The 13,424-nt window shown below is 72.0% G+C and carries 11 protein-coding genes and 1 pseudogene; 8 read left to right on the top strand and 4 right to left on the bottom strand.

What is annotated here, in order from left to right; genetic code table 11:
- Positions 1 to 346: 346 nt before the first annotated feature.
- Both ABZV31_RS00965 and ABZV31_RS00960 read right to left on the bottom strand, forming a co-directional pair.
- Complete coding sequence (locus ABZV31_RS00965; RefSeq protein ID WP_355886330.1) at positions 347 to 1,168, bottom strand: hypothetical protein; 822 nt, start codon at positions 1,166 to 1,168, stop codon at positions 347 to 349.
- A gap of 46 nt (positions 1,169 to 1,214) precedes the next feature.
- Entirely contained in the window at positions 1,215 to 1,619 is a 405-nt protein-coding gene (locus ABZV31_RS00960) for a hypothetical protein (protein WP_355886328.1), read from the bottom strand.
- A gap of 339 nt (positions 1,620 to 1,958) precedes the next feature.
- Here ABZV31_RS00960 and ABZV31_RS00955 point away from each other — a divergent pair.
- Positions 1,959 to 2,057: pseudogene (locus ABZV31_RS00955) on the top strand (transcriptional regulator); the annotation flags it as partial.
- Positions 2,058 to 2,072: 15 nt separating this feature from the next.
- Here the strand turns inward: ABZV31_RS00955 and ABZV31_RS00950 are convergent.
- Both ABZV31_RS00950 and ABZV31_RS00945 read right to left on the bottom strand, forming a co-directional pair.
- A complete protein-coding gene (locus ABZV31_RS00950; protein WP_355886325.1) occupies positions 2,073 to 2,723 on the bottom strand; it encodes a DUF4360 domain-containing protein in 651 nt (216 codons plus the stop codon).
- 224 nt (positions 2,724 to 2,947) lie between these two features.
- Positions 2,948 to 3,406, bottom strand: coding sequence for an Rrf2 family transcriptional regulator (locus tag ABZV31_RS00945; RefSeq protein ID WP_355886322.1), 459 nt, complete (start codon positions 3,404 to 3,406; stop codon positions 2,948 to 2,950).
- Positions 3,407 to 3,481: 75 nt separating this feature from the next.
- On the opposite strand from ABZV31_RS00945, the gene ABZV31_RS00940 reads away from it, so the two are divergent.
- The 7 genes from ABZV31_RS00940 (at position 3,482) to ABZV31_RS00910 (ending at position 13,186) form a co-directional block, all read left to right on the top strand.
- Positions 3,482 to 6,448: a beta-galactosidase gene (locus ABZV31_RS00940; RefSeq protein WP_355886320.1), complete on the top strand. Its 2,967-nt coding sequence runs from the start codon at positions 3,482 to 3,484 to the stop codon at positions 6,446 to 6,448.
- A gap of 288 nt (positions 6,449 to 6,736) precedes the next feature.
- The gene (locus ABZV31_RS00935; protein WP_355886317.1) at positions 6,737 to 7,399 is read left to right on the top strand and encodes a toxin-antitoxin system, toxin component family protein; all 663 of its coding nucleotides are present in this window, start codon (positions 6,737 to 6,739) and stop codon (positions 7,397 to 7,399) included.
- A 62-nt stretch (positions 7,400 to 7,461) separates the two neighbouring features.
- Positions 7,462 to 8,673, top strand: coding sequence for a DUF6545 domain-containing protein (locus ABZV31_RS00930; RefSeq protein WP_355887533.1), 1,212 nt, complete (start codon positions 7,462 to 7,464; stop codon positions 8,671 to 8,673).
- Between the two features lie 173 nt (positions 8,674 to 8,846).
- Complete coding sequence (locus ABZV31_RS00925; RefSeq protein WP_355887530.1) at positions 8,847 to 9,356, top strand: toxin; 510 nt, start codon at positions 8,847 to 8,849, stop codon at positions 9,354 to 9,356.
- Positions 9,353 to 10,522, top strand: a complete 1,170-nt coding sequence (locus tag ABZV31_RS00920; protein ID WP_355886315.1) for an MAB_1171c family putative transporter — start codon at positions 9,353 to 9,355, stop codon at positions 10,520 to 10,522. Before ABZV31_RS00925 ends, ABZV31_RS00920 begins: the two co-directional genes overlap by 4 nt.
- Before the next feature lie 64 nt (positions 10,523 to 10,586).
- On the top strand, positions 10,587 to 11,762 hold the full coding sequence (locus ABZV31_RS00915; RefSeq protein WP_355886313.1) for an MAB_1171c family putative transporter: 1,176 nt from the start codon (positions 10,587 to 10,589) through the stop codon (positions 11,760 to 11,762).
- A 26-nt stretch (positions 11,763 to 11,788) separates the two neighbouring features.
- Complete coding sequence (locus ABZV31_RS00910) at positions 11,789 to 13,186, top strand: FAD-dependent monooxygenase (RefSeq protein WP_355886310.1); 1,398 nt, start codon at positions 11,789 to 11,791, stop codon at positions 13,184 to 13,186.
- Positions 13,187 to 13,424 lie beyond the last annotated feature (238 nt).

The raw sequence follows: 13,424 nt of genomic DNA, 5'->3' as shown, positions 1-13,424 counted from the left end.
GACAAGGCACGCACCGCGGTCTCCAGCCGGGCGGGGTCCGCCCCCAGATGCGTCACGGCAGCCACATCGATCGCCTCGTTGATCCCGGCGCTGATCACCGGGGCGGCCTCGGTGTGCGTGCGCGGGTCGGGCAGCAGATACACCGCGTCGTGGGTGTCCCGGGTGTGCTGGGACGGGGTCCGCTGGTGGGCGATGACCACCGTCTTGCGCAGGCGCCGCAGGTTCAAGTTAAGCCCAGCACCGAGTTCTTCGCGCCAGTTCCGCCAGGCGTTGTCCCGCATCCCGCCAGCACGTCCGGCCGGCGGTGTCCGCCCTCGGGCAGCGCGGCTCTGCGTCCCCCGTCGGCTCACGACGCCACCTCGTCCATCACTCGCTCCGACAGCCTGGCGATCTGGGCCAGCAGCTCGGTGACCCCGTCGTGGTTGTCCTCCAGCAGCAGCGAGCGCACCTGGAGGTCGGAGACCGGGGCGAGATAGATCGACCGCGTGGTCTCCTCGCTCGCGTGATCAAGGAGGTTCTTCACCAGCCGCCACGAATCGCCGTACAGCAGCCGGAACTCCTTGCGCTCCTGCGGCGTCAGCCCGAACCGGTTATCCAGCGCGTGCTGCAGCGCGGCCAGGATGAACAGGGCGAACGTGTGCCTGGCCATATGGGGGGTGAAGTACGGCGGCTTGGACACCTTGCCCTCCAGCAGCACCCGGCACCGCTCGGAGGCCGCCCGGTAGACCGCCTCCCACGAGTGCGGCAGGAACGGCCGGCCATCCTCGGACAGCCACAGCCACAGCGGCTCCAGGCCACCCTCACCCTCGACGTACAACTGCTGCCGGTCCTCCACATCCAGCGAAGTGATGTTCCGCTCGAACACCTCACCCGTCTCGTCCACCAGGTGCAGCTCCCGCTGCTCGAAGCCGGACCGACCGGTCACAATCCACAAGCCCCGCATCGCCTCGTAGCGGCCCTTGGCCTGAGCCCGACGGATCGCCGCCCGTCGGGAGGTACGCATGTACGTCTCCACCGCCCGCAGGGCGTCCGCGGAGTAGAAGACGGTCCTCTCCCGCTTGCTCTTGGTCACCTCCCGGCCCAGCTTGCCGTCGCAGAAGTACCGTGCGCCGCCCGCCAGATCAGGGATCTCAATGGTCAGCAGCGAGCCGCCTTCCGTGCGCTGCATCCCCGAGGAGAACAGCACGTCGGAGTAGGCCGCGTTCCGGTCATCGTTACAGCCCCGGAACGACGCATCCCGGCGACCATCCGGCGTGTAGCCGCGAAGACCGACGTCCCGCCACATCCGGTAGGCGCGCGGGCGTAAGCCACTTGACGTTGGTGGCACGCACGTCCTTCGCGCGGGCGGCCGGAACGCTCACCATCTGCCCGTGGCGTCCCATGACCTCACGCTCCACCACCGGGCTCGCCGCCAAGTAGCCCTTGCCCACGGCCCACTTGTACAGCCGCCGCATCGCGACCAGCTCCCGGTTCCACTTGGAACCGCCGATCCGATCCGGGTTGCGCGGCGACCACCGGCGCCAATCCTCGAAGTCCAGCAGATTTTCGGACGTCGCCTCATCCCAGTTCTTCCCGCGCTGCCACAGGAAGTTGAAGAAACACACAACAGTCGCTCGCATAGTTCTCCCGCGTCGAACGCGCCAGGTTCGCGTACGCCGAACGCGTCGTGTACAAGGTCAACCGGGGATCAACCCGACAATCAGGGGCGACGAAGAACGGATCTCCCGGGTCGATCCGAAGGGCGGCCTCACGGTCACCGAGATCGACCCACCTCTGAAGGATGGGGTGGTCACTGACTGTCACCGGCGACTCGTCCGTCACCCAGCGCACATGCCATGCCGCGCTCAACGTGCTTCCTTCCACTCGCAACACGAACAGGGGCAACACGTTGATTCAATAGAGAACACGTCACAGTACCGGTGACCGCCCGTGACTATAGGCACGGGCGGTCACCGACGGTGGTCGATGGCGTGGTGGGAACGGGTGGCGGCGAGCCGGAGTCCTCGGACAGCCTGCGGACGTTCGGGGCGGTGGTCCAGGGCCGGGACCGTGCGGGCCACCTCGCGCCCACGTCAGGACTTCGGGCACTCCTTCCACGCCAGGTGGTACACCGTGCTGATGTCCCCGTCCGTCGAGTCCATGGTCATGAAGCTGACCTTGCCGGGAGCGCTCGTACCCGCGTTGACCCGGAGCTCGGTGTTGATGTTGAAGTTGCGCAGGACTCCGCAGGGGGCCCAGACCAGTTGGGCCCAGTCGGTGCTGTCGGTTGCCTGCCAGTCGTCGTTGTACGGGCCGCCGAACGGGTGGGTCTTGGCCGCGGTGTTCGGGGAGCCCTGGAAGTAGTACGAGGCTCTCTGCGTGCCGCTCGCGCCGGGCTGGAGCGAGGCGAAGCCGCGGTAGTCGGCGCTGGCGACGGCGTAGGTGAAGCCCTGCGGGACGTGGACGATCAGGTTGAGCTGACAGTTCTTGCGGAACGCCGTGGGGTCGGAGTTGCCGCCGGCCTGGGCGAGGTACTCGCTGTAGGTCACGGTGAAGGCCGTGTTGTCCGGGGAGACGGCCACGGCGGCCGTGCCCTGCGGACAGCCGGAGCCGTTCACCGTGGCGACATCGATGACGATCTTGTCCGGGGGTGGGTCGGCGACCACCGGGGACGAGTTCGGCGCGGGTAGCGCGGTGGTCAGGAGTGCGGCGATCGCGCCGCTCAGGAGCAGCCCACCAGCCATGGTTCTCCTATCCGTTCAGTGGGGGGTTGAAATGGGGCATGCGCATGCCAAAGACACACGCACTCCCGGCCTGTGGAGAAGTCATGAGAGAGCTGTGAAGGCCGGGAGCGGTCGCATCGTACGCAGCGGCTCACGCGGGGGAACAGGTCGTTCTCCGGCCATTCACACGGCCCGGCCGCCCCCCTGTCCACGGCTCCTCCCACACCGCCGCGCCGCCCCCCTGTCTACGGGTTTTCCCACGCCCCCGGCTCCGCCGCCAGTCGCCGTACCGGCTCCGGCAGCGCGTCCGCCGCGATGTCGGCGAGCGTGACGCCCTCCAGGACCTTCCGCACGCTGGCACGCAGGGCGATCCACAGGGGCAGCAGCGGTTCCGCCGACCCCGTGTACATCAGCCCCGTCGGCCGCTCGCCCCGCACCGACACGATCGGGCCGTCGACCGCGCGGATCACGTCCGCCACCGTGATCGCCGACGCGTCCCGGGCCAGGCCGTATCCGCCGCCCCCGCCGCGCCGGCTGGTCACCACGCCCGCGCGCCGCAGGTCGCCGAGGATCCCCTCCAGGAACTTGTGCGGAATGGCCTGGGCGGCTGCGATCGCCTCCGCCTTCACCGGGCCGTCCTCCTGCCGTACGGCCAGCTCCAGCACCGCCCGTACCGCGTAATCCGCCCGTGCCGAGATCCTCATACGACCATTGTGGGCCTCACCCCCGTGGAGAATGGCCGGACCCGCGCCCCGTAAGATCGCCCGGGAGGCACACCTTTGGCGCTCAGCAGACGTTCATTCAGCGCCCTCGCCGGCACCGCCGCGCTGGGCTTGGCCCTGGGCGGCAGCGGCGGACCGGGGGCGCCGTCGGCCTATGCCGCGCGCTCCGTCCCCACGGGCCCGCCGCCCGGCCCGCCGAGCGCAGACGGGCAGCGGCACACCGTCGGCTTCGACCACTACTCCCTGCTGGTCGACGGCAGGCGGCTGGTCCTGTGGTCCGGTGAGATGCACCCGTTCCGGCTGCCCAGCCCGTCCCTGTGGCGGGACGTGCTGCAGAAGATGCGGGCGCACGGCTACAACGCCGTCAGCATCTACGTGTCGTGGAACTACCACTCACCCGCCCCCGGTCACTACGACTTCACCGGCGTGCGGGACCTGGACCTCTTCCTGCGCATGGCCGCCGAGACCGGGCTGTACGTCATCCTGCGCCCCGGCCCCTACATCAACGCCGAGATCGACGGCGGCGGTTTCCCCGGCTGGCTCACGGCCACGAAGGGCACCGCCCGGACCGCCGACCCGACGTATCTGTCGTACGTCGACGAGTGGCTCACCGCCGTCAACGCCATCGCCTCCCGGCACCTGTTCACCCAGGGGGCGGGCACGATCCTGCTCTACCAGATCGAGAACGAGTACGACTCCCACGTCAACGAGCCGACCGGCCGCGCCTACATGGCACACCTGTACAGGAAGGTGCGCGCCGACGGGATCGACGTCCCCCTCTTCCACAACGACAAGGGCCGCAACGGCCACTGGATCCCCGGCTCCTTCGACACCGGCGGGGAGAAGGGACGCTGGCTGTACGGCTTCGACGGGTATCCCTCGCCGTCCCAGACCCCGCCGGACTGGGGGCACTTCGGGACCGGGGGGCCGACGGGCGGGGCGACCGCCAGTCCCAGGACGCCCGGTTTCATGCCCGAGTTCGGGGGTGGCTGGTTCGATCCGTGGGGCGGGTCCTGGTTCCAGGGGAAGGGATACGCCGAGTCGCGGCGGACCCGGGACGCGGCGTACGAGCGGCGCTTCTACCTCACCAACCTCGCCAACGGCATCACCGTCCACAACGTCTACATGACCTTCGGCGGCACGTCGTGGGGCTGGCTGCCCGCGCCGGTCGTCTACACGTCGTACGACTACGGGGCCGCCTTCGACGAGGGACGGCAGCCCACCGAGAAGCTGGTCCCGATGCACCAGATCGGGCACATGCTGCAGCGCATCCCCGACTTCGCCAAGCTCGACCGGGCCAAGGACGTGAAGGCGGCCGGGCTCACCGTGTACCACCTGACCAACCCGGACACGAACGCCCACGTCTACGTCCTGCGCAACGACAGCGACAAGGACGTCTCCTCGACGCTGCCCGCCGCCGGCGACGACCTGCCGGTCACCGTGCCGGCCCGGGACGCCCGGCTGATGGTCGCCGGGCTCCGTCTGGGGCAGCGGAAAGTGCGGTACTCCACCGCGCAGCCGATGCTGTGGCTCGCCGCCGGACGGCAGGACGTCGCCGTCTTCACGGGACGGAGCGGCGAGATGGCGCACGTCGTCCTCGAGTGCTCCGAGGAGCCGACGGTCACGCGGCTGGACGACGAGGCCGCGTACGTGTACGACCAGGGCCTGCTGCGTGTCACCGCCCCCTTCGGCGCCGGTCAGCTGCTCCGGGTGCTGGTCCAGGGCGACGGGATCGACCGGCCGCTGCTGCTCCTCTTCGCCGACGAGGCGGCCTCCGTGCGCCTGTGGCCGTACGAAACCCCGTCCGGCTCACTGCTGGTGTACGGCCCGGCGCTGCTGCGCACCGCCGCCCTGCGCGGCTCCACCGTCCACCTCACCGGCGACACCGTCGAGGCGGCCGGGCTGGAGGTGTGGGGGCCGCGCGGCATCGAGAGCGTCGTGTGGAACGGGCGCGCGGTGCGGACCTCGGTCGGCGGCTCCGCGAGCCTGCGCGCCGGCGCACTGCTGCCCGGCGTGCCCGAGGTGAGGCTGCCCGCGCTCGGCGGCTGGCGGATGCGCACCGAGAACCCGGAGGCCGGGCCGAGCTTCGACGACTCGCAGTGGAAGGTCGCCGACAGGACGTCGTCGTACAGCACGACGCCCGTGCCGGACGGGCAGCCGGTGCTGTTCGCCGACGACTACGGCTTCCACTACGGGGACGTCTGGTACCGGGGCACATTCACGGACGCCACCGGCGTCGAGGAGGTCTCGCTCGCCTACAGCAGCGGCACGCAGGGGCTGCTGATGGCCTGGCTGGACGGGGAGCCGCTCGGTACGCACCGCATGCCGGTGCCGGACAACAGCACGGTCCGGAAGGGCAGTTGGGCGGACACGGCCGTCTTCCCCGTGCGGGAGCGGCTGCGCACCCCCGGCCGGCACGTGCTGTCGGTCCTGGTCCGGCGCATGCAGCACGACCAGGACGGCAAGGCGCAGGACACGCACAAGGTGGCGCGCGGACTGACGGCGGTCACCTTCACCGGGGCCGCGCCGAAGGTGAGCTGGCGGATCCAGGGCGAGGCCGCACCCGACCCCGTGCGCGGGCCGCAGAACAACGGCGGGCTGTACGGAGAGCGGGAGGGCTGGCACCTGCCCGGGTTCCCCGACCGGGACTGGGAGGCCGTCACGTTCCCGCGTGCCGAGCGGCGGCAGGGTGTGACCTGGTACCGGACCACCTTCAAGCTGGCCGTCGACCCGGGCGTCGACGCCTCGATCGGGCTCACCCTGGAGGACGACCCGTACCGCGCCTACCGCGTCCAGATCTTCCTCAACGGCTGGAACATGGGCCAGTACATCAACGACGTGGGCCCGCAGCACACCTTCGTCCTGCCGAACGGCATCCTGCGCACCCGGGGCACCAACACCCTGGCCCTGGCCGTCCTGTCAGAGTTCACCACGCTGTCGGGCCCGGGCCGGGTACGGCTGACGCTGCTGGGCAGCGCGGCCGGAGGAGTGCCGGTGACACCGGTGGCCTCCCCCGGACGGTGACGGTCACGACCGGTGGCGCGGGCGTCGGGCGGCACGGGCATCGGACGGCACGGGCATCGGACGGCACGGGCATCGGACGGCACGGGCATCGGACGGCACGATCGTAGTCGGCCGGTACGTCCTCGTCGGCGTTCCGGCCGGTGCTGCGGGTCAACGGGTTGCACACGACTTTCGAAAGGCGGCGATCGTTCCTCGTTGAACGGCGGTCGTCGGATCGCATGACGCAGACACATCCGGCCGCGTACGCTCGGACAACCTGCCGTTACCGGCGGTCGGAAGGGGAAAGCGATGGACTTCGCGGGCGCGCGCAGGACGGCGGCCCGGCTCACCGCGGCGCTGCGGCGCTCGCGGACGGGTTCCGCCATGCGCGTCCTGACGAACGACCTCTGTGCCGCGCTGCGGTCCAGGCCCCGGCCCCCGGCCGGGGTGCGCGAACTGTGCCGGGCGCTGTGCGAGGAGATGAGCGCGCGCCGTGGCGGACGTCCCGTAAAACTGCGCTTCGAGCGGTTCCCCGACGAGTTCGAGGTCACCGGGCTGTGGGTCGAGTTCCAGGACTTCGACCTGGTCATCGTCGAGGAGCGGGCGGAGGCGGTACAGCAACTGGTCATCCTCGGCCACGAGTTGTGGCACCTGCATGCCGGGCACCGCCACCATCGCGCCGCGGGCGCCGCCGCGGTCCGGGCCCTGGCCGACGAGCCCGGCCGGCGCGACCTCACGCTTCCCTCCAGGCTCTCGGCCGCGCTCGAGCGGGGAGGGATCCCCGTCGCCGCCCGCAGCGGCTCCCGCGAGCGGGACGAGGCCGAGGCCGACGACTTCGGCCACCGCCTGGCCACCGCCTTCCGGCACTGTCTGTCCGCCCCGGACACCGGCGCGCCGCCCCTCGACCCCGTCCAGCGGTCCCTGGGGTACCGCGGACGGCCCGCCGGCGGACGCGAAGGAACCGCGCGGTGACGCCCTTACGCCAACCGGGCGGCGGCTTCCTCGACTTGGCGGCCCCGCCCGCCCGGCTCGCGCTGGACCCCGCCGCCCTGGCCGGCCAGTGCTCCATCTCCTTCTGGATCCCGACCGCGGTCCTGACCGCCGCCCTGGTGATCAAGCTGCCCACGATCATCCGGCTGTGGAAGGACCCGCTGCTGCGGGCGGTCGGCGGGCTGCTGCTGCTCGCCTGCGCGGTGTTCGTGTTCGTGGCGCCGTCGACGATCGCCTGGACCAACCGGGTCACGGGCGTACCGAACATCTCGGCGCCCTGGGTGTACTCGCTGCTCACCGCGTTCTGCGGGTCCTGTCTGCTGCTGATCATCGCCTGGCGCAACGGCCTGTCCGACCGCTCGGCCGCGACCCGCCGCGCCATGCGCCGGGTCGTCACGGTTTACGCGGGCGTGATCGTCGCCCTGTGGGTGCTGTTCGCCCTCGCGGACGTGCCCGTGGAGCGGCTGCGGGACCTGGACACGTACTACGCCAACACACCGTTCATGCGCGAGGAGATCCTGCTCTACCTGCTCGCGCACTCCGTGGCGGTTCTCATCACCTCCAGGGTGATCTGGAACTGGGTGCGCGCCGACGGGCTGGATGCCTGGCTGCGCTGGGGGCTGAAGTCCCTCGGCGCCGGCTACGGGCTGAACCTGATCTTCGACGCCTCCAAGCTCACCGCCGTCGCGGCCCGTTGGACCGGGCACGACCTGGACTGGCTGAGCACGAACCTCGCCCCGCCCGTCGCCTGCGTCTCGGCGATCCTGATCGCGGTCGGCTTCATCCTGCCGCACGCCGGCCAGTATCTGCACGACCGCTGGCGCGTCCGGCTCGCCCACCACGAACTGCGGCCCCTGTACCTGCTGATGCGGACCGTGCACGGCAGCGGGGTGCCCCTGTTGCTGCGGGCCAGCCCGGAGCTGCGGCTGACCCGGCGCGAGACGTTCATCCGCGACGTGCTGCTGCCGCTGGCCCGCCGCCTGGACGAGGATCTGCGCCGGCGGGCGTACGACGCCGCGCTCGGCCTCGGGTGCGCGCCGGACGTGGCGAAGGCGCTGGCGGCCGCGGTGGCCGTCCTGGACGCCGTCGACGCCCGGAACCGGTCGCCGGAGGGCGACGGCACCTCCGACCGCGACACCACGGTCCTGCTGAGGGAGATCGGCGCCGTGTCCCGGGCCCTGCGCCTGCCCGGCCTCATCGAAGCGGTGCACGTCCGCGCCGCCGCCCCGGCGGAGAGCGTGCCCGTCCATGAGTGACCGCACCGGAAGCGACCGCACCGCAAACGACCGCACCGGAAGCGACCGCACCGCAAACGACCGCACCGCAAACGACCGCACCGGAAGGGCCTTTCCCCGCCGTCGGCCGCCCGGAGATGATAGGGGCAGGCTTGAACGATCCACGGGGGAGCATGGTGCGTAGGAAGAGGCAGATGCGCCGGCTCGCCGACGCTCTCATCGGCCCCATACGGGTGCCGATCCCCGCGGACCCCGAGGTACTGTTCGCCGCCCTCGTCGACTCCGTCAGCGCCTGGCGGGGACGCGAGGTCGTCGTCCGCAGGGAGGTCTTCCCGCCGCACACCGCGAGCGGACTGTGGCTGGAGGGCGAGACGCAGGACGTGGTCGTCGTCGACCAGCGGGCCGCCGTATGGCACCAGATCGTAATCTTCTGTCACGAGGTGTGGCACATGAACCGGCGGGACGCGGACGCGTCGCCCGCCCCGGCCGCGGCCGGCCTGCCCCGACCCGTCGCGGCGCGCACCGACTTCAGCCTGACCGACGAACAGGAGGCCGACCGGTTCGGCATGCTGATGGGCCGTCGGCTGCGCACCTGGCTGGAGGCCTCGGCGGACTCCGTGTACGCCGCGGACAGCAACGGCACCCAGGACCTCGCCGGACGCATCGGTGCCGCGCTCAACTACCGTGGGACACGGAGAAGATGAGCGGCCTGATCAACTACGTCAGCTGTGGGGTGCTGTGGCTGGGCCTGGCGGTGAAGGCCCCGGACCTGATACGCCACCGGCACGATCCCTACCTGCGGGCCATCTGCGCGGTGCTGGGTCTGGCCGGCGTCTGCTTCCTCCTCGGGGCCCCGCCCACGGTGGGAGCCGTCAACCGCGTCAGCGGCGTCCCGAACCTCGCCGCACTGCTGACCTACGCCTCGATCACCGCCTACAGCGCCGCCTCCCAGGTCCTCATCGTTTACTGGCGGGGCGGACCGCACGTGCATCGCGTCGCCCACCGCTGGATGGCGGCGTACGCGTTCGTGCTCATCGGTATCGCCTCGACGTTCGCCCTGGGTGACGCGCCGGTGGAGCGCCGTACCGACCTGGACACCTACTACGCGACGACGCCGTTCATCGCGGAGATGATCGTGCTGTACCTGGCCGGGCACCTCGCCGCCGTCAGTGTCACCACGGTGTCGTCCCTGCGCTGGGCCCGCGAGGTGCGCGGCTGGCTCCGCGCCGGCCTGCTGGTCCTGGGCCTGGGCACGCTGTGCAACGCCGGCTACAGCGTGACCAAACTGGTCGCCGTGGTCGCCCGCTGGTGCGGGCAGGACTGGTCGGCGCTCGGCACGAACGTCTCGCCCGTGGCCGCCGGGCTGGGCGCCCTGCTGACGTCCGTCGGCATCCTGATGCCGCTGGCCGGGCCCCGGCTGACGGAGTGGCGCCGGTCCTGGCGGACGTATGAGCGCCTCGAACCGCTGGAGCGCGCACTGGACGACGTCCTCACCCGCCGCTCCCTCCGGCTGCCCCGGCCGCGCTGGTCCTCCCCCACCACGCGGCTGATGTGGCGTCAGACCAGCATCCACAACGCGTTGAGCTACCTGGACGCGTCCTTCGACCGAGCCCTGTACGAACAGACCCGTCACGCGGCGCTGGAGGCGACCGGCGACCCGGAGCGGGCCGAGGCCACCGCGTGGGCGGCGGTCATCGCCGCGGCCGTCCGGTCGGAGCCCGGCAGCTCGCCTCCCGAGGAGGCCGGCCGGCTGACGGCCCAGGTGCCCGGGCCCCCGGCCCTGGTCCGCATCGCCGACGCGCTGGCCACGTCGACGCCCGTCCCCACCGCCCCGGTCCGCAGCGGCACGACCCCGACGGGCACCGCATGAAGCGGACGCCGGCAGCGCGGCTGCCCCTGAGTGGCGCACACCGTCCCGAGCGGAGGTGCCGGGCGTGAATCTCGTCGTCTATCTGGCGGCCGGGGTCTTCGGGCTGTCCGCCGCCGTGCTGTTCCGCCGGCCGTGCACGGCCGTACGGAATCCGCTGACGGTGTCCACGTGCGTGTCGATCGCCCTCGGCTCGCTCGTGTTCGTCTGCTCGGCGCCGCTGACCCTGGCCACCGTCAACGACCTCACGGGCATCCCGAACTTCGGCGCCCCGCTGACCTACGGCATGCTCTCCGCCTACAGCTGCTCGCTGCTCGTCCTGCTGATCCACTGGAGGGGCGGTCCCCCGGAGCAGGTCCGGCGTATGGTGCTGCGCAGCGTCGCCGCCTACGGTCCGCTGATCGTCGCCGTCGTCGTGCTGTTCGCGCTCGCCGACGCCCGCACCGAGCGGCTCACCGACCTCGACACGTACTACGCGAACACGCCGTACCTGCGCGAGATGATCCTGCTCTACCTGATCGGGCACAGCGCCGCGACGCTGATGATGTGCGCCCTGTGCGTCAAGTGGAGCCGGGAGGTCACGGGGCTGCTCCGGACCGGCCTGCGGCTGATCCTCGCCGGCCTGCTGCTGGACGTGGTGGGTTTCCAGCTGACCAAGTACACGGCCGTCGTGGCGCGCTGGTCGGGCCACGACCTCGACCTCCTGTCCACGACCGTCGCCCCACCGATGGCCTCGCTCGGCGCCCTGCTGTGTTCCGCGGGATTCGTGCTGCCGAGGCTGCTGCCGGCGGCCGTCGCGCACGGGCACAGTCTGCGCGACTACCGGAGGCTGCGCCCGCTGTGGGCCCGGGTGCGGTTCGCGTCCACCGCGCCGAAGCCGCCCAGCTCCTGGTGGCAGCTCCCCCAGGCGCGACTGCACTGGCGCGAGGTGTCCATCCACGACGCCCTGCTGGCGCTGGCCCCGTACTTCGACGACCGGGTCCGCGAGCGGGCGCTCGACGCCGCCCTGCGCGCGGGCCGCACCGCACACGAGGCCCGGATCGCGGCGGAGGCGGTCATGCTCGCCGACGCCGCGCGCCGCGCCGCCGCCGGCGAGGAGCCCCTTCGGACGCCGAGCGGACACCGCCTCCACGCCACGGAGGTGTCCGGGACGAGCGGGCTGGTTCAGCTGGCGCAGGCGCTGGCCCGATCGCCCGCCGTCACCACCCTGAGCGAAGGAACGGTGAGGACCTCCCATGGCTGAGCTCATGGCCGACTCCGAGGAGCCCCATGTCGCGTAGAGCTGTCGTCATCGGTGCCGGCCTGGCCGGCATGCTGGCCGCGGCGGCGCTGTCCAGCGCCGTGGACGAAGTGGTCGTACTCGACCGCGACGACCTGCCCGGCGGACCCGAGCACCGCAAGGGGCTGCCGCAGGGTCGCCATGCGCACCTCCTCATGGCCGGGGGCCTGGCCGCCATGGAGGATCTCGTGCCGGGCGCCGGCCTGCGCGCGCGGCTGCTCGCCGCGGGCGCCCACGAGATACCCCTCGGCTCGGGCATGGTGGCGCTCACGCCCGAGGGCTGGTTCCGGCGCTGGCGCCATGACGGGCCCCGCATGATCAGCTGCACCCGCGCGCTGCTGGACTGGGCGGTACGGGACGCCGTCCTGGCCCACACCAAGACCGAGATCCGCAAGGCCCGGGCCCTCGGTCTGGTGGGCACGGGGCGGCGCGTGCACGGCGTCCGTGCCGAGACCGCCGCCGGGGAGACGGAGCTGGACGCGGACTTCGTGGTCGACGCCGGCGGACGCGGGTCGCGCGTCGTGAAGTGGCTGGGGCTGCTCGGCGTGACCGGCATACGCGAAAGGACCGTCGACTCCGGCCTCGTCAACGCCACGCGCATCTACCGCATGCCTGCGGGCGCCGAGCAGTTCCCGCTGACGGTCGTGCAGGCCAATCCCTACGTGTCCCGACCCGGCCGCAGTGGCATGGTTCTGCCCATCGAGGGCGACCGCTGGATGGTCAGCCTCGCCGGTACCCGCGGGGGCGAGCCGCCGGCGGACCCCGAGGGCTTTCTGCGGTACACCCTGGACCTGCCGCACCCCATCGTCGCCCAGCTCGTCTCGGGCGCCGAACCCCTCACCGACGTGTACGTCAGCCGCAGCACCAGCAACGCCCGGCGCTACCTGGAGAAGGCCCCGCACTGGCCGGAGGGGTTCGTCGTCCTCGGCGACGCGCTGGCCACCTACAACCCGGCCTACGGGCAGGGCATGTCGGTGGCCGCGCTCGGCGCCCGGCTCCTCGGCCGGGAGCTGCGGCGCACCGGCCTGGCCACGCCCGGCCTCGCCCGCCGGGTGCAGCGCGGGGCCGCCCGGTCGGTCGACGCGGCCTGGGCGGCAGCCGTCGGCCAGGACGTCTGGTACCCCGGGACGCGCGGCGGGCGGCCGGGCCTCGCGGACCGCCTCGTCACCGGCTACAGCCGCCGCCTGACGAAGACGGCCACCGGCTCCTACCAGGCGGCGGCCGCCCTGTGGGACGTGACCAGCCTGCGCACGGGCCCGGCCCGCCTGCTCCACCCCGGAACCGCACTGGCCGTCCTCAGCGGCTCCCCGCTGCCACCGCTGTCCGGCCCCCCGCTCACCCGGGCCGAGCGGAAGATCCTGCACGACCTGGACCGGACATCGGGGTGAGACCGGCCCGGGGACGGACGGACGACCGCGGACGGACGACCGGACGGGCGGACCGGATTGACGAGCGGACCGGCTCGACGAGCAGACGGACCACCGGACGGGCGGACCGGCTTGACGGCGAACCGGATTGACGAGCGGACCCGCTCGACGAGCAGACGGACCACCGGACGGGCGGACCGGCTTGACGGCGAACCGGATTGACGAGCGGACCCGCTCGACGAGCAGACGGACCACCGGC

The organism is Streptomyces sp. NPDC005202 (assembly GCF_040608235.1).
Lineage (GTDB): Bacteria > Actinomycetota > Actinomycetes > Streptomycetales > Streptomycetaceae > Streptomyces.
Note: the sequence above shows the minus strand (reverse complement) of the source record. Positions and strands in the feature narration are given on the sequence as shown.